The following is a 21566-nucleotide window of genomic DNA, read 5'->3' on the forward strand; positions in this document are numbered from 1 at the left end:
TCGTGCGGTTCAGCCGCAGGCCGGGGCGAACACGTGCAAGGTCGCCGCGAGCGTCGGCGAAGTGCTGCTGGGCGTGAGCACGAAGCCGACCTTGCGATTGGCGGCTACGCCGATCTGGCCCACGCTGAAGGGGAGCACTGCCGTCGCGCTGCCCAGCGTGAGGGAGCTGCCGCTCTTCTTGACCGAACGGACCAGGGTCTGCTGTGGGTCCACCGGATACGCGACGGTCGTCAGCACTGTGTCCCCGTCGACCAGGGCGACGGGCCCGCGCCGGACCGTCGACCAGTCCGAGTCGGAGTAGCTTGCCAGGTCGACCTCGAGGCTGGTGTCGACCGAGGTTGCGCCGGGAGCGAGCAACCAGCGCAGCGTGACCGCATTGGTCTCGGGGTTTCCAGCGTCGGTGCGGAAGACTCGATTGGTGCTCCACACCACCGAACCGTCGAAGCCCGTGCTGAAATGATTGGCGGAGAGATCACTCGGTGCCTCGAAGGCGACCGTCTGCTCGGCGCCGTTCTGGGCGTTGGTCGTGCCGGCGTTCGGGATCAAAGTGAAGGTCGGCACGACGGGCGTGCTCGTCCCGTCGACTCGGTAGCTGACGAGCCGTGTTCCGCTCGCCGCCACTACCGCTGCGCCGGGCACCAGTCCCGTCGACGGGTAGCCGGTGATGGTCGCGTTGTTCTGCACGGGCGGTGCGATCAACGCGCCGGGGTAGAAGCTCGCGCTGCTGTTCTCGACGACCAAGAACGAGGTCGGTCCCGAGGGGTAGACGGCGCTGGTGGCCCCCGCGAAGTTCACGCCCGCGGAGCTGATGCTGAGCGATGTCGCCTTGGGATCTCCCGGCGGGTCCAACCAGGCAAGCTGAAGTTTGCCCGCGCTGACCGCCGATAGCATCAACAACCGACCCTCCGCCGCCACCATGCGGGCCACGCTGAAGGTGGGCGATTCGACGGTGAGCTGCTCGGGCTTCGCCGGGTTCGTCGTGCGCCAGCCGTGCAGCACGCCATCGGCGGTCATCACGAAGACGAGATCCGCCAACGCTGCGACGCAGCGCGAGGCGCTCCCGCTGCAACCGATGTTGCCGGTGAGCTCGATGCTGCCGGCCTTGAAGCCGAAGTTCTCGGCCGCGCCGCAGGTCCCGCTTTGAGTATCGCAGCTTCGGCCCTCGCAGGCCGACGTCGAGGGGCACAGTTCGAACAGACACTGACCCCCCGCGCACAGCCCCTCGAGGCAGGCGGCGTCGGTCGTGCACTGCGCAGCAGCGTCGCACGGGCCGCCGTCGCCCTTGCCGCCGGTGCCCGATGTACCGCCGCTGCCCGACGTACCGCCCGTACCACCACCTCCGCTGCCCGCGGCGCCGCCGGCGCCATCGATGCTGGCGTCGGAAGGGTTGATGAGGCTCTCGTCCAGATCGAGCTTGCACGCGGCGAACGCGGCCGCGCCGCCGAGGCTGAGGCCGAGACCCCCGAACAGGAGTGACTTGCGCATCAGAACTGGCCTCCGGCGAGCACCGAAGCCGGGCCGACACGCAGCGTCAGCGCTGCCTGGTCGGGGGCCTTCTCCTGCTTCTTGCTCGGCCAAACCACCAGCGTGACGCCGACGGCGGTGAGCACTCCTCCCGCGATCAGCATGATGTTGGTCTTGCTCTCCAGGCCCTCCGCATGATCGAGCGTCTCGCGCGAAGGCCTCGATTTGTAGGTGTCCTCCGCGTCCTTCGCCGAAAGCCCCAGCAGCACTGCGCCGCCGAGCGCCGCCACGCCCGCGCCGATCCCCACGAAGCCAAGGGTCTTGAGTGGGCTCGGCCCGGTCGATTTTTTCTCCTCGACGGGAGCCTTCCGCGTCTCCGCTAGCTCGACGCGCTTCACCTTGGGTTTGTCTGGCTTGGTCTCTGGGCGTTCGTCGGCGTCTACCTCGACGGTCTTGCCCGCCTCGAGCTTTAGTTTCCGCGAATCGCTGGTTCCGTCGCTGCGCACGATGGCTAAGGTGTGCTCACCCGGAATGCCGTGGAGCTTGGTCGGTACCGCGAGCTCCATGTGATCATCGAGGCGGACGCGGGTGCCATCATCGCCACTGACCGAGGCGGTCCCCAGATCTTTGCGCAGCTCGGCCAGGCGCTCTTCGGATTTCTGTTTCTGCGCTTCGTTGAGCTTCGGCGTGACGAGGGCAAGCGCGTAGGCGTCCGCCGCCCGGCCCGGCTCGCGCGCGAGCTCCCACGCTTGGGCCGCCGTGTACAGCGCGACCGCGTTGGTCTTCAGTCGCCCGGCTGCCTCGAAAGACAGGGCCGCTTCGCTGTATTTCTTGTCGCCCATCAGCTTCTTGGCTTCGGCGTAGAGCCGGCGCGCCTCGGCGGTTTGGGCGTCATCGTCAGCGAACGCGCCGCTCGCCGAACACAGCACGACGCATGCGGCCAGCGCGGCAACCAGCCGAGGAAAAAGCGACATGGGACGGATTGTACACGACGGCTCCGCGACCGCCCAAGTCAGCGCACGCTCAGAAGGGGTTGTCCGGAATGTCGACCTTCGTCGGGCCCTTCGGCTTGGCGGGCTTCTGGTCGCTCGCCACGCCTGGTTTTTGTTCGGGCAGAGTGCTCGGCTTCGAGTCGGATGGAGCTTCGGTCTGCGAAGTCACGCTCGGTTTTCCTGCGCTCGGCTCTTTCTCGACAGGTTCCGGTTCGGCAGTCTCTATTTCGAGCCGGACCTCGAGTTTCTCGGTCTTGTCGTCGAAGCTCAGCTCCGCTTCTTTGTAGCCGTCGGCGCGGGCGGTCAGCTTGCGCGGGGCGCCCGGTGCCGGTCGCGCGAAGGTCAGTTGCCCGACCGGCTGCACCACGCCGTCGACGAGCAAGGTCACCCCGGAGCTGGGAGTGACGAGCTGGATCTGGACCTCTGCTGCTGCGCTCACGACAGGGGCAACCGTGTCGCCCGGCGTGGCACCCGGTTGGGCGGCAGTTGCGCGCGTGCGCATCACGTACAGGCCGCCGCCACCGATCGCGATCAACACGAACACCCCGACACCGACGGCGACGCCGAGCAGGGCTGTCTTTGCGGCTCCCCCCCCGGCGTTGGGGCGCGCTGCGCTCGACGGGGGATAGGCGGTCTGTACGACGGGTGAGAACTGGCTGACCGTGCTCGGCGCCGATGCGTGGCTGACCGTGCTGGGCGTCGATGCGTGGCTGACCGTGCTGGGCGTCGATGCATGGCTCAGCGTGCTGACGTGGCTCGGTGCCTGCGCGAAAGAGCTCGACTGCTCACTCGGAGGGGGCGCCCACGGTACGGGGGGACGCGCCTCGGGCACCGACGACGCCTCCGGAGCCGCGACCCGGGTGCGCTCGCGGATCCTCGCAAAGCGCTCCTCGACGTGGCTACCGACACGCTCGCGCACGGTCTCCGCGATGTGGGTCTCGTTGACGACGGCGCCAGAGCGGGCCAGCCACTCTTCGAGTTCGAGGCCCATGGCTTCGGCGCTGGGGAACCGCTGGTCCGGGTCCATGCTCATCGCCCTGAGCACGATGCCCTCTAGATCCCTGGGGTAGCCGGCGACGAGGGTGCTCGGCGGATCGAAGCGCCCAGAGGCGAGGGATTTCATCACCTCGATCTCGTTCTCTCCGCGGAAAGGCCGGAGCGCGGTCGTGATTTCGTAGAGGACGATCCCGAGGGCAAAGACGTCGCTGCGCCGATCGATGGTGGCTCCGCGGGCCTGTTCGGGCGCCATGTACGCGACCTTGCCCTTCACCTGACCTGCGAGCGTTGCCTCCGAGTTCGAGCGCAGCGCCTTGGCGACACCGAAGTCGGTTACCTTCACCACGCCGTCGAGCGATACGAGGATGTTCTGCGGCGAGACGTCCCGGTGGACCAGGCCCACGAGCTCTCCGCTGTCGTCGCGGAGCTCGTGCGCAGCGTGTAGACCTTTGGCGGCGTCGGCCACGATGCGCGCCGCGATGCGGCCGTTGAGGCGCTGCGCGACGCCCTTCGAGCCCCTGGGGACGGGAGGTTTGACGATGCGATTGAGCGCCTCGCCGTTCACCCACTCCATCGCGATGTAGAGCGTGCCGTGCTCTTCACCGAGATCGAAGATTTCGCAGACGTTCGGATGGTGGACACCCGCCGAGAGGTGGGCTTCGTCCAGGAACATCGACTCGAACGCAGGATCGGTCGCCAGCTGCGGCAAAATGGTCTTGATCGCGACCACTTTGCTGAAGCCCCGCTGGCCATGCTGCTTGGCGGCCCAGACTCGGGCCATTCCACCCTGCGCTACTGCAACGAGAATTTCGTAGCGGCCCAGACGCGTCCCCGCTCGCACCTCGTGAGGGGGAGCGTCCACGAGCGCTGGCATGGCTCCTCGAGTATATCAGGACCGGCGCTGTGCGCTCGACCCGGTTCTTCGGGCGGGAGGCGCAGGGGTTGACGCCGGTCCGGGCGTCGAGTGCGGCCAAGACCACCTTGTTTCCATAGGCTGGGGGCGGAGCGATGAGCTCGGGCGGCTCGTCCGGCACCGGCCGGTCGACCTCGGTACGAGGTTCCGCGGGGGGGGGTGGCTTCGGGGTCGGCGGGGGTGCTGCGGCGCAGCCCGACGCGACGGCGCTCATCAGCGCGAGGATGGCGAAGCTCCGGACCATGAAAGAAACATAGGTCCGCGGTGTGCGAAACGCACGCCGCGTCGCGTAACATCCGGGAGGTGCGCATCGTCCTCGCTCTGATCTGGAATGCTTTCCTGCTGCTCCTGCTCCCGCTCACCTGGGTGAGGAAGCACTTTGCATCGCCTGCGCAAGCGTTCCTGGAGGTGAAGCTGGACGGTGGGCTCGCAGAGGTTGCGCGTCGGGTACCGTTCTGGCAGCGAAGACATCAGCCGGTCGCTCTAGACGCGTTGCGCCGTCTCATCTCCCTCGCCGCCGCAGATCCCAGGGTGCACGGGGTGCTCTTCACGCTCGAATCCCTGCAGGTGGGCAGTGCGCGGGCGACCTCTCTGCGCGACGTCGTGCTCTCCTGCAAGAAGGCGGGAAAACGCGTGGTCGTCTACCTGCCGCACGGGGGAGGGACCCTCGCAGCCTACGTGGCCAGCGCGGCGGACCGGATTCTGATCGGGCCCGAGACGCAGCTCGAAGCGACGGGTTTTGCCGTGGAGGCGACCTACCTCCGGGGCGCACTCGACCAGCTCGGGCTCGAACCGGAGGTGTTTGCCAAGGGCCGCTTCAAGACAGCCGGCGAGTTCTTGGAGAAAAAGTCGATGTCCGAGCCGCAACGCGAACAGCTCGGGGCGTTGCTGGACGTTGCGCACGAGACCCTGATCGAAGCCCTGTCGGCGGGGCGCGGTGTGGATGCGGACACGGCGCGGGGTTGGGTCGACTCCGGGCCGTGGTCTGCCCGGGGGGCCCACGAAGCCGGAATCGTCGACGGGATCGTGTACCCGGACGAGCTGAAACAGCACCTCGATCCCGCCCGCCCGGACGGAGCGCCGGTGGCTCCGGCCGGCCGCTACTTTCGCCGGCGCACACCCCATTTCCGACCCGTATTTCGGCGGCCGCACATCGCCGTGGTCGAGGTCGTCGGACCGATCGTGTCCAGCGCACCCTATTCGCTGGTGCCGGTGGCGGCCGAGGAGCCGGTGTGTCGCACGTTGGAACGCGCCCTCGAGGATCCGTTCGCTCGGGGCGTCGTGGTGCACGTCTCTTCCCGGGGTGGCAGCGCGCTGGCTTCGGATCGGATGCTGCGGGCACTCACGCGGGTGGCGAAGGAGAAGCCGGTCGCGGTCTACATGGGGGATGTCGCCGCCAGCGGTGGCTACATGATCGCCGTCGGCGCCCCAACCATCGTGGCCCAGCCGACCACCATCACGGGCAGCATTGGCGTGGTCGCCGCTCGGTTCGTGGCCGAGGGACTACTGCGTCGCTTGGGGGTCCGCGTCGAGGTCGTGAAACGCGGCGCCCACGCCGACATGACGAACCCGGCGCGGCGGCTGTCGGAGGAGGAGAATCTGGTTCTCACGCGCCAGCTCGACGAGGTCTACAAGAGCTTCCTCGAGGTGGTCGCGCGCGGCCGGGGTCGGACCGTCGACGAGATCGAACCACTAGCCGGGGGGCGAGTCTGGAGCGGCCGCGACGCGCTCAGTCACGGTCTCGTTGATCAGCTCGGGGGCTTCGACGTCGCGCTGGACGACGTGCGAAAACGCATTGGGCCAGGCGGCGCGCGTCTGGAGCCGGTGGTGATCGGTCCGGATCACCTGCGCCCGCCCGGGCCGCTCGCACGGCTGCTGCTCGGCGCAGCCGCCGTGCTCCGACTCGACGGAGCGGTCGAACTCTACGCGGTCGCCTTGGGTGAACCCCGGGCGCGAGCCTGGCTCTATTGCGAGGTCGCGTGTGTCGCGGACGAGGCTTGAGCCCGCCCCCGGGATGCACGCTCCGCCCTCACGGAGCTCAGCGCACCAGCGCGGTGCCTGCTGCCGAGGCGAAGCTGCCGGTCCAAGGTGACGCCGCCACCAGGGTCTTTTGCGCCGAGCTGGTGTCGTAGCGCACGACCTCCACACTCGAGCCTGCGTCGCCGGTCGTGATGTCGACGCCGAGCAGGTGGGTTGGGTCTTCCAGGCTGGGGGCGCCGGGCACTCCGCTCAGCTCCATGCTCAGGTTTTGGCCGCCAGACCAGCTGTACCAGTGCTCGGCAAAACCCGGGTCGAAGGTGTTCACGAGGGCAGAGCTCCCACTCTGCACCAGGATGCGCGATAGGAAGTCCTGATTCGGGGCGGCGTACTCGGTGCTCACGGCCCCGGACGAGAGATCGATCGCCTGGATGCCGTGACCGGTGCGGGTCGCCCCGCCGTCCCCGGCGGCATAACAACCCGCGGAGAGCACCAAGATGCGATTGCCGGCCAGCGCGGCGTCGACCGGATTGACCAGGCTGAGCTCGATGCCCTCTCCCGCGGCACTGCCGTTCAGGTCGACCAGCGTGTTGTTCGTCAGATCAATGGCCATCAGCAGCGCCTTCGCACTCGGGCAGGCCAGCTGGTAGTTGGGTGCTGCGACGGTAGTGCGGTCGATCCGACCCAGAAGGAAGAACGCCCGACCCGTCGCTGCGTGCAGCACCGGGCTGGTCACGTCCGTCGAGCCATCCGCGTCTCCCGTCACCTGGTAGGCCGAGAGATCGACGGTCTTGTCCACCGAGCCCGCGTCGATGTTCACGACGGCCAGACGATTGACGTCCTGAAAGAAGACGACGCCGGGCAGGCCGGCGCCGGCTTCTGCGTTCGACTGGCTCACCACCACGCCGACGGGATTCGTGGAACCCGTTCCGGTCAACCCGAGCGCCGTCTTTCCGACGTCGACCGTGTGGGCGATTTGTCCCTGCGCGTTCAAGTGGTGGAGTTTTGCGTTGCCGCGCTCGATGGCAAACGCTTGCGCTCGTGATTGGGCAGGCACGGCGTCCCCGTCGTTCAGAGTGACCGTACCGACGACGGTGTTGGTCTCGAGGTCGAGCGTGGCGATCTCAGTCTGCGAGAAGAAATCAGTGCCGGCCACCAGCAGACGGCCCTTGGGCGTGCCGGCGTCGCCCGCCACGCCTCCCGTCCCCGCCGCCCCTCCGGCGCCGGCCGAGCCGCCGGTCGCGCCGCCCTTACCGGCTCCTCCGCCGGTCCCGGCCGCTGCGCTTCCCCCGGTCCCGCCGGCCCCACCGCTTTCCGAGGTTCCGCCGAGGCCGCCGCTCCCGGAGCCCAGCTTCTCGTCCTCACCACATGCCACTGACACTGCGATCACCAGGGTGATCGCCACACAACTCACCGTCTTGTTCATCACTGCCTCCGTGCGCGACCCCCACCGGGTCGCATGGGCTTCCTTGCGGAAGCCGGTTTTGCGGGCACATCGGGGCAGGTTTCCTGACTTCCGGTTCATCCTCCGGCGAGCCCTTCCCGGGCTCTTCGCCCAGTGGGTCTGCTCGCCTTCGTTCCCGGTCACAGTGGCGGGGGCCGCGCCGGTCTCTCACCGGCTTCCCTTGGCCATCGACGTGGAGCCGGGATTTTGGTCCGGCCCGCCCGGGCAGTAACACGCCCGAACCGCCTGGGTCCACCTCCACCTGCGGGGCGCGGGTCTTCGGCCAGGCCATTCCCCGAGCTTTCGTCATGGAGCGCGATCGACAATTGAATCGTCGGGGCAAATCGAGGACGCTACCGGCGGTACTCGCGGGGGCGAGACCAAAGTCGTCGGATGTCCCAGACCCCTCGAAACGTACCGCCGCTAGGCCAAGGATCAGTGGTCAACGACCGCTATGAGATCCGACAGAGCCTCGGCAAGGGAGGGATGGGTGAGGTGTTCCTCGCGTACGACCGCAGCACACAGCAGCCGGTGGCGCTGAAGGTCGTCCGCGAAGAGTCGCGCATGCCGGGTGATGACGAGGCGCTGCGACAAGAACTGCTGCTCGCCCGCTCGGTGAGCCACCCGAACGTCTGCCGTGTGCACGACCTGGCACCGAGCCCCTGGGGGCCAATCCTCGTGATGGAACACATCGCGGGCCAGACACTGCACACCCACATCCGTCGTCGCAAAGCGCAGGGCGGCTACACCTCCGACGAGTTCCGCAAGATCGCGAGCGAGGCGTCGGCGGGCCTCGCGGCCATCCACGCTCAGGGCCTGGTCCACGGTGACCTCAAGCCGGGCAACGTCATGGTCACGAATGATCGCGCCATCATTCTGGATTTTGGTTTCGCGCAGGAGCGTGCCCGCCTGAGCGCGCGCCGCCCGGGCGCGCCTCCGGATGGCGGGACGCCAAACTACATGGCCCCGGAGCGATTGCGCTCCGGTGGCGCAAGCCCAGAGGACGATATGTACGCCCTCGGGCTGACGCTCTGGGAGATGTGGACATGCCGGGTCCCGGAGCCGGGCTATCGCCCGCGTGCGAAGCCCATGCGCTCGCAGATCATGTTCGACGTTCCAGCAGGCCTGTCCGTCGACGAGGTCAAGCAGGTGTTTCGTTGTCTGGCCGAAGACCCGAACATGCGCCCGCAGGCCAGGCACCTGCGCTTTTTCAATCCGACGGCGCTGACGACCAGCCAGGTGGCCATTCCCCGCGAGCGCCTGAACCCGGGGGCACCCCTCGGTCGTCAGTCCGCGGAGTCCTTCATGCCCGGTGCGCAAGCGCTGATGCTCACCTTCGCGACCAACGCGCAAGACTCGGCGGGAATCCTGTTTTCTCTCGACAAGCCGCTGATGACCATCGGTCGGCGCAACAACCAGGATCTGCTCCTGCCCGAGGCGACCGTCTCCGGTGCCCACGCTTTGATCCGGTGGCAGGCCGGTTCGTGGGTCGTCGAAGACGCCGGAAGTACCAACGGGTCCTACGCAGACCACAGCTACGATCGCAAGAAGACGGTGGCGCTGTTGCACGGTGCCGAGGTCCAACTGGGTGAGTGTCGGCTCAAGCTGGTCAGCTTTCAGGAAGGCTCTCCGCCACATCAGCGAGCCAAGACCTACCTGGCTCGCCGTGACGGTCTGACCGGCATGTTGCGCCAAGAGCACTTGATCCGCGCGCTCAAGGACGACGCTGCGTTCGCCGAATGGGACGGAGTGCCGCTGGCAGTGGCGCGTTATCACGTGCGCGGACCGAACCGACACGTCAGCGAGCGCCCGACTATCCTGGAGATGCTGGCGCTCCGGCGCGCGGCCCAGCGCGTGCTCGAGCTGACCGAGATGTTGCTGCTCAGCGTGGTTCCGGTGACCGCGGGGCTCAACGGTCCGCTGCGGTTCGCGGTCGCGATGACCGGCCCGAGCGTCGACGAGGCGCGTCACGTCGTGGAGCAGGTCGTCTCCCAGGTCCAAGGGTTGATGCCGGAATCGCTCGACCTGGCCGCGACGTTGGTGAAGTGTGAGCCAGGGCAGCCCATCGAGTCGCTGCTCGAGTCCTAGGTGTAGCGGGACATGAGCGTCCCCGGTCGTCCATCGCTTCCCAGCGAACCCGGCCTGCGGCGGTTGGGTGTCGGCGGCGGCGGTGGAGGTGATCGCCCCTTCCGCGCTCAGCTGGTGGTCGCGCTGGTAGTCGGGCTCGTGCTCCTGGCGGTGCCGCTCTATTTGTGGCGGCGACCGAGCGGCACCGAGAACGCTCCCGTCGACGGCGGTGTCGCGACCGACGCCGGAGCGCAAGCGGTGGGCTCTGCTCTGCCGACCGTACCGGGTGCGGACGCGGGTGAGGTCGAGCGTGTGAAAGTCGGCAGCGTGCAACGGATCAAGTGCGGCGCCTCGTCACGCGGGCGTCAGGACGGAAATCTGTGCGACCGGCTGCCTTTCTTCGAAGAGCAGCTGGTGCGGGGCATCAAGGACAACGTCGACTGCGCGCCGAAGACGGGCAAGGAGGGCAACATCAACTTCGTGCTCTCGGTGGACTTCACCGCGCGCAAGGTGCACGTGTTTCCCGGGGCCAGCGGCGGCTGGAAGGGACCGAGCGCACGCAAGGCGGCCGCCTGCGTGAAGCGTGCGCTCTCTGCGCCGGACTGGGCCGGTATCCAGCATCAGCACAAGTACTATTCCATCGCGGTGCTCGCGACCTATCCCGCTCCAGCCCCGCCCAGTGCGCCGCCGACCGCCGGCAGCGCGGCGCCGGCGGCGAGCGACGGGGGGCCGCCTCCACTCTTCGAGTGAGAGGAGACAACCGATGGCATCTCGTCCGAAGAGCCTCGCCCGTCGAGCACGCAAGCTGGCCGACCGCTTGGTGCTCTCCGCGGTCAACGGTTTCGTGTACGCGACCGAAGGCGCTGCCCGCCCAGGGCGCAACGCCGCCGAGAGCGAGGTGGTGTTGTCGCGTGGCAAGCTGGAGCTCCGGCGTGTACGACCGATCCGGGACGTCGAGTTCGAGCTCGGCCCGGACGTACACCGGGTCTCCTTCGAACGACACGCGACTCCGATCCTGCTGATCCCGCCGCTGATGGTCCGGCCGTACGTGTACGATCTGCGCCCCGAGCACAGCATGGTGCGGACCCTGCGCAACGCGGGCTTCGACGTGTTCGTCGTCGACTTCGGCGTCCCGGATCGAGACGACGAGCAGGTGCGACTCGACGACTACGTGCTCGACTACGTGCCCGCGTGTGTCGAAGCCGCGCTGGCCGCATCGGGTGCAAAACAGGTCAGCCTCGCCGGCTACTGCATGGGCGGGATTTTTTGTCTGATTCACGCCGCCACACACCAGGACGCACGGGTCGCCAACCTCGTGACCATTGGCGCCCCCGTCAATTTCACGAAGATGCGCGCGGCCTACGTCGCCTCCCGCGTGGGTGCGCTCGGGATCGGACCGTTGATGGATCTCGTGGGGAACGTGCCCGGCAAGGCATCCTCGCTCGGCTTCAAGCTGATGAGTGGCTCCCGCGCCGTGACCAAGTGGGGCGACTTCGTGGCGAACCTGGACGACGAAGACTTCGTGCGCTCGTTCGATTCGGTCAACACCTGGGTCAACGATCTCATCCCGTACCCCAAAGAGGCGTTCAAGCAGATGGTGCGGGAGGTGGTGAGCGGCAATCGCTTGATCCGTGGAGGACTGTCCTTCGGTGGCAGGCCTTGTGACCTGAGCGCCGTCTCGGAGCCGCTGCTGGCCTTTGCGGGCCGGAGCGACAACATTGCCACGCCTCAGGCCACCGCCGCGATCGTCGATCTCGTTTCTTCGACCGACAAACGCCTCGTGTCGGTTTCCGGGGGCCACGTCGGCGTCGTGGGCGGTTCGACGGCTCCACGCGAGGTTTGGCGTCCGATGATCGACTGGCTCTTGCCGCGCTCGGCTTGAGCGGCGTGGGGAGCAACATGCCCGCTGCCACTTCTGCCGCCGCCCCCGAACGGGAGGGCACAAAAGCCGCGGCTCGCGGCTCGGCCGAAGGGCGTTACGCGGCTTTCTCCGCGACGCGACGCTTCACTTCGCTGGATGGACTGCGCTGTCTCAGCATTTTGCCCGTGATCTGGCACCACAGCACACCCCGGCAGCTCGACGGCTTGCTAGGCAAGGGGCCGCTGGGTGTGCACCTGTTCTTCGCGATCAGTGGCTTCTTGATCACCACGCTTCTCCTGCGCGAACGCGAGCGACACGACGCCATCTCGCTCCGTGGTTTTTATGCGCGCCGAAGCCTGCGCATCTTTCCCCTCTACTACCTGGTGTTGGGCCTGTATGCGCTCCGCGGCTGGCTGTTCATGGCCCCTTCACCGCTGCGCGAGCACTTCTTCAGGAGTCTGCCGTTCTACGCGACGTACACCGGCAACTGGTGCGTGGACTACGCCGTATCGCACCCGGTCGTATTCGGCTTCTCGTGGTCGCTCGCGACAGAAGAGCAGTTCTATTTGCTCTGGCCGCCGGTGCTTGCACTCAGCAAGAGCTGGAGGCTGCCGGCGCTGTTCATGGCGGTGCTCTTTGGTCTGGACTTCCTGGCGGAGCGCGGCAGCTTCGTGGGGCTCTTGGGGACCGAGGGTCTGGCGCTCAACGTGCTGACGAGCATCTCCGCGCCCATCTGCCTCGGCTCGCTGCTGGCGATTGCCCTGGCCGAGCCTCGAAGCTTTCGCTGGCTGAGAGGCCTGCTCGGCTCCAGCCTCAGCGCCCCGGCAGCGCTCGGAGCGCTGGCGCTCCTCATCTACGTCGACGGACCGCTGCTTGCCATTCACCTTGCCATGACTGCGCTCGTCGGAGCGGTCTGTATCCGTCCTGACCACGGCCTGGCGTTCGGGCTCGACGCGCGTGTGCCTCGCTTCATTGGCGAGGTCAGCTACGGCATTTACCTGTGGCACGTGTCGCTGATCAGCGCGGTCCGCTTGCTCTGGCCGGGCTCGTCGCCGCTGTTCGTGTTCGTGCTGGCCGCACTCGGTAGCATTGCCGTGGCGACTCTGTCGTATCGGCTGTTCGAGCGGCGTTTCCTGCGCTTCTCCGAGCGTTTTCGTCGGCAGCCGGCGCTCTAGAACACCGATCAGCTTGCGCTGCTCGTGTTCTAGGACCTTTACGTTGGGGCTGCGCCCCAAACCCCCGGCCTTCGGCCGTGCGCGCTCCGCGCGCGAGCGCCGAACACCTTGCAAGTCCCGGAAAACAAACGACGTTCAACCTGTTCGGCGCTCTAGCCTTCGTTCCAGGGGTGTTCTTTGCACCGCCGGCAGTGTTACGAAGAGCACCTTGCACGCTCCTCCTGCCCAAGGAAATTCCACCATGCTCCACTCCACGACCCGCACCCTCAGCTTTGGCCTTGGTCTCGTCCTCACGGCGCTCCTGGCTTGCAAGAAGGAAAGCGCGCCGAGCGCTGCCTCCTCCTCCGCCTCGGCAGCCGCGGCGCCCGGCGCGAAGCCCGCGAGCGTACCCTTCGCTGACAAGGTCAAGAGCTCGAAGCCGCTCGCAGTGAGCCCCGTGGCGCAGACCCTCGGTTCCAAGAAGGTCGAGGCCAGCCCGTGCAAGGTGCCCGGCGACGGACTCCTCGCGCCGAGTGCCTCTTCGGTCATCCAGGCGCTCGAGATCGTGGGCGATCAGCTCTTGGTCGCCGATCACGAGGGTGTCATCCACGGTTACAAGGTCAGCACAGCCGGTGGTTGTCAGCTCAGCGTGGACACCAGCTTCGGAGTTGGCGGCGTCCTGCAGCTGCCCCGCAAGATCGAGCACTTCTCGAAGACCAGCGCCGGGGTCGTGCTGGCCTCGTCGGGGATCTTCGAGACCTACGTGCTCGAGAACGGGAAGAATCGCTTTGGCTGCAAGGCGACGGGTCACTTCGAGGTGGATCCCGGCGGCAAGTGGGGCATCGCGCCTTGGGTCAACTCGACCGTAGAAATCGTCGAGCTCGGCGCTGACTCGTGCAAACCCTCGGACTGGGTGCTCAAGAATCTGAGCGACGACGCCAAGCGCCAGGGCTCGTTCAAGAACGTGAATACGTCCGCCATCATCGGCGGGAAGATCTTCATCGGCGGCATTCCAGTCGAAAAAGTCGACGGTCGGGAGCCGCGCATCGTCGCCATCTTCGACAAGGCCGGCAAAGAGCTGGGACGGTTTGGCTCCACCGACAAGTCGTTCGGAGACGACTCCTTCGGATGGATTCACGGCCTCTCGGCTTGTGGTCCGAACGTGTGCGCGGTCGATGGCAATTTCCGCCGGCTCAGCGTCTGGAGCTCGGACGGGAAGAAGTTCCTCGGGGCGGTGAAGCTCACCACGCTGTTCGGTCTTCCGGGATCGGTGGCGTGGGTCAACGACATTGCCCTCGCCAAGGACGGCGCACTCTTCATCCCCGCGGGCGTCGACCGCGCCGGGGGCGGCGTGGCCGAGGGACTCATCTTCCGCGTGACCGGCCTCTGAGCGCCGCGGCCGCGCTCAGCGCAGGACCGACAACCAACTCGCGTGGTCGTCGGTCCAGGCGGTCTCCGCGCCGGGTTTGGTGGGCAGCTCTCGCGTGAGCTCGCTGAGGGTCCGTGCGTCGCGCACAGCGACGGCCCACTCGGCGTGGGTCACGTGTTCCGTCGTCCGGCTGCCCGTCTCGATCACGACGACGGCAAGTCCCGCAGCGCGCGCGCTCGCGCGCACGACCTGGTCGATGGCCAGGTAGCGATTCGAGATGTGTGCGAGAAGCACCCCATCCGGGGCAAGCTGCCGGGCGTAGAGCTGGAACGCCTCCGTCGTCAGCAGGTGCACCGGCACCGCGTCACTGGTGAAGGCGTCGAGCACCAGGATGTCGAACTCTCGGCCCTTCTCTCCAGCAAGCAGCAGCCGGCCGTCTCCCAGCGCCACCTCGATGTGCGCCGGTGAATCGGCGAGAAAAGAGAAGTCTCGTCGGGCAATGGCTAGCACTGACGGGTCGAGCTCGTAGAAGCGAAAGTCGTCACCCGACCGCCCGTAGCTCGCGATGGTGCCGGCTCCGAGTCCGATGATCCCGACCCGCCGCGGGCGCTCCGGATGGTGTAGGTCGAAGACGCGTGCGAGGGCGGTACCGCGCCCGAAATAGAGGGTGGGAACATCGCGCGAGGCGGCGCCTCTCAGCTGAAGCCCGTGCTGAATGCGCCCGTTGGTGAGCAGGCGTCCAGCCGCCACGTCGACCACCCGGAGGGGTCCGTAGAACGACCGGCCGCGCCAAACGACCGAGCCCTGCGCGGAATGCGTGCGCAGCCGCAGCCAGAGATTGGCGACCGAGAGCGGCACCGCGGTGGCCGCGCCGAGCCAGAACAGAAGGCGCGCTCCGCGCTGCCAGCTCGAGGGCGGGCGGGAGATCCAGAACAGGAGCCCGAACGTTGCAATTGAGCCGAGCTCGAGCTCGTGGACGTCGTCGAACAAGAGCGGCGCGCCCAGACTCACGAAGGCGCCGCCCAGCACTCCACCAAGCGCGATCAAGATGTAGTACCGCGTGAGCCGACTCAGCGCCGGGCGGCGGTGAGCGAGCTCGCCGTGGCAGAGGGTGCAGGCGGCGAACAGCGCGAGCAGTGTGCCGCCGAGCTGGCGCCAGAGCGGAGACTTCGCCTCCGCGAACGCGTTCACCCCGACGAGAACGGCGCCGACGAGCCAGAGGGCGCAGAGCGGCGCGCGCCAGGTCTCACGCCAGGCGGAGAAGGCGAGGATGAACGAGAGCAAGTAGAGCGCGAGCGGTACGACCCACAAGAGCGGCGTCGGTGCAATGTCGACCGTGAGGTGATTGGTCGCAGCGACCAACATCAGGCTGGGAACGAACGAGAGCCCGACCCAGCGCAGGGACTGAACGCTTTCGGTCGGCGCGTCCACGACCTCGGAGCCGTGGGGGCGGGGGTGGCCGGGAGCGCTTCGCACCCGCAGCGCGACGCCCAGCACGGTCAGCGCGAAACCAACAAAACCCCAAGCGAAGAGCTGACGCTGCAACCCGAGTGGCAGCAGCGGCTCGAGCAGCAGCGGGTACGCGAGCAGGCCCGCGAGTGAGCCGGCGTTGGAGACCGCGTACAGCGAGAACGGTGAGCGTTCGCTCGTCGTCGCGGCCCAGCTCTGCCCGAGGGGTGCGCTGCTGGCGAGCAGGAAGAAAGGCAGGCCAAGCTCCCGGAGCAGCGCCCAGGCGACGGAGAGTGCGGGCACAGCGACACTCAGGCGAGGCGGGCTCGACTTGGAGAGCAGCTGGAGGCTGATCAGCGCGGCGACCACGAGTCCACCGTGCACCAACAGCTGCGCGGCCCGCGGTACTCGCCGCGTGAGGAGATCGGCGTAGACGTACCCCGCGAGCAGGAGCAGCTGATAGGTGACCAGACACGCGGCCCACGTGCCTGCGCTGCCGCCGGCTTGGGGCAAGAGCCACTTGGCCAGCATCGGTTCGGCGACGAACATCAAACCCGCCGCCAGGAAGGCGTTGGCGCGGAAGAGCGCCTGGCCGGGCGATGCACTGAGCGGCGAGTCCGTCACATTGCCGTCTCGTAGATCTCCAAGATTTCGCCGGGGTGAGCCGGACGCCGGGCCGCGGACAGGTTGGCGATGTCCACGAATGCGACCTGTGCGCACTCTCCGAGATCGCTTTCCGGCACGCCGACCTCGCTGAGCCGTGTTGGGTGTGCACACGCGACGAGCAACGCGACGACCGCATCCGCAGCGTGGGCGCCGCCGTCCGCCGCTGCCATGCCAGCCGTGTCGACCCCGAGGGCGCGGGCCACTTCGAGCAGACGTTCGTGGGTTGCGCGCGAGCCGGCATGGTAACGCAGCACGTGAGGCAACAGGATGCCGTTGCCCGTGCCATGGGGCACACCGTGGCGAGCACCCAAGGTGTGGCTCAACCCGTGCACGAGTCCGACCTGGGCGCTCGAAATGGCCCACCCGGCGAGCGTGGCAGCGCTCTGCATTTCCCCGCGAGCCGCGAGATCGTCCCCGTGGCTCACGACGCGCGCGAGGTTCTTGGCGATCAGCCGGATGGCATGCAGCGCCTGGGCATCCGCCATCGGGTTCTGCTGTTTGCTGGTGTAGGCCTCGATGGCGTGGGTCAGCGCGTCCATGCCAGTCGACGCCGTGAGTCGAGGCGGCAGCCCCACGGTCAGAGTCGGGTCCAGGATGGCCAGATTGGGTGTGATGAACCGATCGACGATGTAGCTCTTGATGCGCAGGTCGTGGTTCTTGATCACCGCGGCGCTCGTGACCTCGCTGCCGGTTCCCGCGGTGGTGGGTACGGCGATGTGAAACAGCTGCGGCCCGGTCAGGTGATGAATGCCGAGGGTCTCGATGGCGCGGAGCCCAGATGCGAGCGCAACCGCGACGCCCTTGGCAGTATCGATCACACTGCCTCCACCGAGTGACAGCACCGCATCGACGCGGTGCTCGCGGCCGAGCGCGGCGGCGGCGTCGATCACCGTGAGCCCAGAGTCCTGGGGTATTTCGCTGAAAACGGCGGCGATTCGCTCACCGAGCACCGCCTGCAGGCGCTCGAGCAGGCCGGCCTGGACCACCCCCGCGTCGGTCAAGACGAGCACCCGAGATTTGTCCTCCTGGGTCAGCTCCGCGTGCAGCCGTGCGAGGCTGCCGGGGCCCGAGACGATCCGCGTCGTGGGTTCGTAGTCGAACGACACGGAGCGCGGGCGCTTCACCAGGAGCCGGTGGCCCAGCTTGGCGTTCGGGTCGGCCTGCGCGCCCACGTGGATGTGTTTGAGCTCGGTATACTCCGCGAGGCCGTGATGGCCGGTCTCGCGACCGATCCCGCTCTGTTTGAAGCCGCCGAACGGCGCGTGATCGTGGAACACGTGCCAGTCGTTGATCCACACAGTGCCGGTGCGGAGCTCTCGGGCCATGCGCTCGGCGCGGCCCAGATCACGACTCCAGATGCCGCCGCCCAGGCCATAACTCGAGTCGTTGGCGATGCGGACGGCCTCGGCCTCGTCCCGGTAGCGGAGCACGGTCAGCACCGGGCCGAAGATCTCTTCGCGGGCGACCGCCATCTGGTTGTCCACGTCGGCGAAGATAGTCGGCTGGAAGTAGTGCCCGTCGAAGCCGGCGACCTTGGCACGTTCCCCTCCCACCACCAGGCGCGCGCCGCTCTGTTTCCCGAGCTCCACGTAGCGCTCGATGGTCTCGAGCTGACGGGTGTTCACGACCGGACCGATGCGTGTGCGCGGATCGAGCTGGTAGCCCACCTGCATGGCCTTCGCCCGCCGCTCCAGCTCTTCCAGGAAGCGGTCGTGCAGTTTCTCCGGCAACAACAGGCGTGTCCCCGACTCACAGACCTGACCCGAGTGGAGGAAGGTCGCGAACAGCGCGCCGTCCACCGCGAGATCCAGATCGGCGTCGTCGAGCACGATGTTGGCGCTCTTGCCGCCGAGCTCGAGGGATACCCGCTTGAGGCTGTCGGCGCAGGACTTGAGCACTTCCTTGCCGACGGCGGTACTGCCCGTGAACGCCACGCGATCGACGTCGGCATGGCGGCAGAGCAGCTGGCCAGCTTCGCGCCCGGGAGCCGTGATGATGTTGACGACGCCCGCCGGGATCCGCGTCTTCAGGATCAGCTTTCCCAAGTGCAGCGCCGAGAGCGGCGTCTCGGGCGACGGCTTGAGGACCACGGTGTTGCCCGTGCAGAGGGCCATGCCGATCTTCCACACCGCCATCAGGAACGGGAAGTTCCAGGGAATGATGGCCGCGCACACACCGATGGGCTCGCGCCGCACGCTGTTGCTCGCGGGGAAGAATGGGTTCTTGCCGGGTACCTTTTCGCTGAAAGGGAAATGGTGCGCGGCGTAGCGGGCGGTCTCCCGAAGGAAACGTGCGCCCTGAAACACGTCGCTGCCCGTGCGGGCAACCAACCCACCCGAGTCCATGGCCTCGAGCAACGCGAGCTCGGAGATGCTCGCCTGGATCAAATCCGCCAGCTCCATCACCCGCGCGGAGCGCTCGACCGGATCGAGCTGGCTCCAGACTCCGGAGTCGAAGGCCTTGCGCGCCGCCGCTACGGCGTCGTCAATGTCGCGCTCTCCCGCGGAGGCCACGCTGGCGAGCGGCTGAGCAGTGCCGGGGTCGAACGTCTCGAATGTCGCGCCGCCGTGTGCGTTGACGAGCTCTCCGCCGATGAACAAGCGGTGGGGTTCCATGTCCGGCCGCTAACACGACGGCCGAACCCTGACCAGACGCGCCGTCAGGGCACGTACGGGTCGAGCTCGATGTGAACCGGCCCGACCCCCCAGATTTCCCCTGCGTACTCCCGGATCGTTCGGTCGCTAGAGAAGGTGCCGGAGTGGGCGATGTTGAGCACGACCTTGTGCATCCAGGTTGCGCGGTCGGCGTAGTCCTCTTCGACGCGGGCTTGGCACGCGAGGTAGTCGGAGAAATCGGCGGCGATGAGGTAGGGGTCGCGGCGCCGCACGTAGTCCGCGACGTCTCGGTACAGGTCGGGCTCGTCGGGTGAGAAGAAGCCATTCTCGAGCAGCTCGAGCGCGCCTTGCAGCTCGTCGCAGGCGGCGATGAAAGGCCGCGGGTCGTGGCCTCGGGCGTAGACCGTCGCGACCTGTTCCGCCGTCAATCCGAACAGGAAGAAGTTGTCCGCCCCGACCTGCTCGCGGATCTCGACGTTGGCCCCGTCGAGGGTTCCGATGGTGAGCGCGCCGTTCATCTGGAACTTCATGTTCCCGGTACCGGACGCCTCCTTGCCGGCCGTGCTGATCTGCTCCGACAGGTTCGCGGCCGGAATGATGCGCTCGGCGCGGGAGACGTTGTAGTTCGGGACGAACACACAGGCGAGGCGGCCCGCGACCGCGGGGTCGTTGTTGACCACCGAGGCCACGTCGTTGATCAGCCGGATGTGCTTCTTGGCGGTGGCGTAGCCGGGCGCCGCCTTGCCTCCGATGATCACCGCGCGGGGGAAGATATCGCGCTTCTCGAAGCGCAGGCGCCGATACAGCACGATCACGTGCAGCGCGCACATCAGCTGCCGCTTGTACTCGTGGATGCGCTTGACCTGCACGTCGAACAGGGCGTCGGTGTTCAGGCTGACGCCGGTCTCGTTGGCGATCATCTCCGCCAGCGTCTTCTTGTGCTGCTGTTTGATGCGGTAGAGCTCGTTCTGAAAGTCCTCGTCACTCGCCAACGGGGCAAGCTTCGTGAGCTCGTCGAGGTGGGTCTTGAAACCAGGGCCGATGCGCCGCTCGATGGCGGCGGCGAGGTGTCGGTTGCAACCCAAGAGCCAGCGGCGGGGGGTCACTCCGTTTGTTTTGTTGTTGAAGCGCTCCGGCCACAGCTCGACAAACTCGGGGAACAGGTCGCGGCGCACGAGCTCGCTGTGGAGCTTTGCGACGCCGTTGACGCTGTGACAGCCCACGACCGCAAGGTTCGCCATGCGGATCTGTCGCGGCGGCCCTTCTTCGATCAACGAGAGAGCGCGCTTCTTCTGGTCGTCCCCGGGCCAGCGCACGTGAACTTGTCGCAGGAACCGGTGGTTGATTTCGTAGATGACCTGCAGGTGCCGCGGTAACACCCGCTCGAACAGCTCGACCGGCCATTTCTCCAGCGCTTCGGGCAAGAGGGTGTGGTTGGTGTACGCGAGCGTGCGCTGGGTGATGTCCCACGCGCGCTCCCACGGCAATCGCTCGAGATCGACCAAGACCCGCATCAGCTCTGCGACGGCGATCGCGGGATGGGTGTCGTTCAGCTGAATGGCGGCCTTGTTCGGGAGCTCGTCCAGGGTGTCGTGCGACTTCTTGTAGCGACGCAAGATGTCCCGAATCGAGCAAGCGACGAAGAAGTATTGTTGTTTCAGCCGCAGCTCCTTGCCGGCCGGCGTCTCGTCCTTGGGATAGAGCACCTTCGAGATGCTCTCGGAGATGGCCTTTTCCTCCACCGCGCGCCGGTAGTCGCCGTCGTTGAAGACCTCGAGATCGAGCTCCTGCGAGGCCCGTGCCGCCCACAACCGCAGGGTGTTCACGGTGTCGTTTGCGTGGCCTGCGATCGGATAGTCGAACGGCATGCCCAGCACGCGGTTGTCGTCGACCCAGCGCGCCAGGTGACCGTGGTCGTCCTCGGAGGTCTCGACGTGGCCACCGAACTGCACCTCGACGGCATACTCGGGCCGCGCGAACTCCCAGGGGTTGCCGAACTTGAGCCAGTCGTCCGGGTGTTCGATCTGGATCCCGTCCGCGATCTCCTGGCGGAAGATCCCGAACTCGTAGCGGATCCCGTAGCCGTAGCCGGGGAGCTCCAGGGTCGCCATGGAGTCGAGAAAACACGCAGCCAGTCGTCCGAGGCCGCCGTTGCCGAGACCCGGGTCCGGCTCTTGATCGAGCACGGCGCCGAGATCGATGCCGTATTCCCCGAGACCGCGCTGCGCCAGTTCGTACAGGCCGAGATTGATCAGGCTGTTGCGGAGGAAGCGCCCGAGCAGGAACTCCGCCGAGAGGTAGTAGACGCGCTTTGGATCTTGTTCCTGGTAGGTGCGCTGGGTCTTCATCCAGCGCTGAACCAGCCGATCTCGCACGGTGTGAGCCAGCGCGAAATTGACATCGAGCAGCGTGGCGGCGCGGAGATCCTTCGACTGGGTGTAGGTCAGGTGGTCGACCACCGCGCGCTTCAACGTGGTCTCGCTCATCCCGGTTCGATCGTCCTCGACCTGAATGACGACTTCGGGTGCTCTGTCGGCCATGACTCCTCCGATTGGCCGGCACGATAGTGCCGCGGCGGGCGGGGCGTAAACCGGAGTCT

Annotated in this window: 13 protein-coding genes and 1 riboswitch; of the genes, 6 read left to right on the plus strand and 7 right to left on the minus strand. The window is 67.2% G+C overall.

All coding sequences use genetic code 11. The annotated features are described in order from the left end of the window. Positions 1-9: 9 nt before the first annotated feature. The 3 genes from IPI67_09310 to IPI67_09320 are packed head-to-tail and all read right to left on the minus strand — an operon-like array spanning position 10 to position 4326. Complete coding sequence (locus IPI67_09310; GenBank protein MBK7580388.1) at positions 10-1485, minus strand: hypothetical protein; 1476 nt, start codon at positions 1483-1485, stop codon at positions 10-12. Continuing rightward, positions 1485-2438, minus strand: a complete 954-nt coding sequence (locus IPI67_09315) for a hypothetical protein (GenBank protein ID MBK7580389.1) — start codon at positions 2436-2438, stop codon at positions 1485-1487. Before IPI67_09315 ends, IPI67_09310 begins: the two co-directional genes overlap by 1 nt. 49 nt (positions 2439-2487) lie before the next feature. Further along, positions 2488-4326: a serine/threonine protein kinase gene (locus IPI67_09320; GenBank protein MBK7580390.1), complete on the minus strand. Its 1839-nt coding sequence runs from the start codon at positions 4324-4326 to the stop codon at positions 2488-2490. A 342-nt stretch (positions 4327-4668) separates the two neighbouring features. On the opposite strand from IPI67_09320, the gene sppA reads away from it, so the two are divergent. Next, on the plus strand, positions 4669-6366 hold the full coding sequence (gene sppA / locus IPI67_09325) for a signal peptide peptidase SppA (protein MBK7580391.1): 1698 nt from the start codon (positions 4669-4671) through the stop codon (positions 6364-6366). 37 nt (positions 6367-6403) lie between these two features. Here sppA and IPI67_09330 read toward each other — a convergent pair whose 3' ends face one another. Beyond that, on the minus strand, positions 6404-7768 hold the full coding sequence (locus tag IPI67_09330; protein ID MBK7580392.1) for a hypothetical protein: 1365 nt from the start codon (positions 7766-7768) through the stop codon (positions 6404-6406). Between the two features lie 55 nt (positions 7769-7823). Then, positions 7824-8005, minus strand: a riboswitch (cobalamin riboswitch). A gap of 174 nt (positions 8006-8179) precedes the next feature. Here IPI67_09330 and IPI67_09335 point away from each other — a divergent pair. From IPI67_09335 to IPI67_09355, 5 genes are all read left to right on the plus strand, one after another. Beyond that, on the plus strand, positions 8180-9874 hold the full coding sequence (locus IPI67_09335) for a protein kinase (protein MBK7580393.1): 1695 nt from the start codon (positions 8180-8182) through the stop codon (positions 9872-9874). Between the two features lie 12 nt (positions 9875-9886). Next, positions 9887-10603 carry a hypothetical protein gene (locus tag IPI67_09340; GenBank protein MBK7580394.1) on the plus strand — a complete coding sequence of 239 codons (717 nt, stop codon included), beginning with the start codon at positions 9887-9889 and terminating at the stop codon, positions 10601-10603. A 13-nt stretch (positions 10604-10616) separates the two neighbouring features. Next, positions 10617-11735, plus strand: coding sequence for an alpha/beta fold hydrolase (locus IPI67_09345; GenBank protein ID MBK7580395.1), 1119 nt, complete (start codon positions 10617-10619; stop codon positions 11733-11735). A 164-nt stretch (positions 11736-11899) separates the two neighbouring features. Continuing rightward, a complete protein-coding gene (locus tag IPI67_09350; protein MBK7580396.1) occupies positions 11900-12889 on the plus strand; it encodes an acyltransferase in 990 nt (329 codons plus the stop codon). Positions 12890-13130: 241 nt separating this feature from the next. Beyond that, a complete protein-coding gene (locus tag IPI67_09355; protein MBK7580397.1) occupies positions 13131-14258 on the plus strand; it encodes a hypothetical protein in 1128 nt (375 codons plus the stop codon). 15 nt (positions 14259-14273) lie between these two features. On the opposite strand, the gene IPI67_09360 is transcribed toward IPI67_09355, so the two are convergent. The 3 genes from IPI67_09360 to IPI67_09370 are packed head-to-tail and all read right to left on the minus strand — an operon-like array spanning position 14274 to position 21507. After that, positions 14274-16310, minus strand: coding sequence for a fused MFS/spermidine synthase (locus tag IPI67_09360; GenBank protein ID MBK7580398.1), 2037 nt, complete (start codon positions 16308-16310; stop codon positions 14274-14276). After that, on the minus strand, positions 16307-18967 hold the full coding sequence (locus IPI67_09365) for an aldehyde dehydrogenase family protein (protein ID MBK7580399.1): 2661 nt from the start codon (positions 18965-18967) through the stop codon (positions 16307-16309). The genes IPI67_09360 and IPI67_09365 overlap by 4 nt, the downstream gene beginning before the upstream one ends. Positions 18968-19011: 44 nt before the next feature. After that, a complete protein-coding gene (locus IPI67_09370) occupies positions 19012-21507 on the minus strand; it encodes a glycogen/starch/alpha-glucan phosphorylase (protein MBK7580400.1) in 2496 nt (831 codons plus the stop codon). Between the last annotated feature and the right edge of the window lie 59 nt (positions 21508-21566).

This window comes from Myxococcales bacterium (genome assembly GCA_016706225.1).
Classification (GTDB): domain Bacteria; phylum Myxococcota_A; class Polyangia; order Polyangiales; family Polyangiaceae; genus JADJKB01.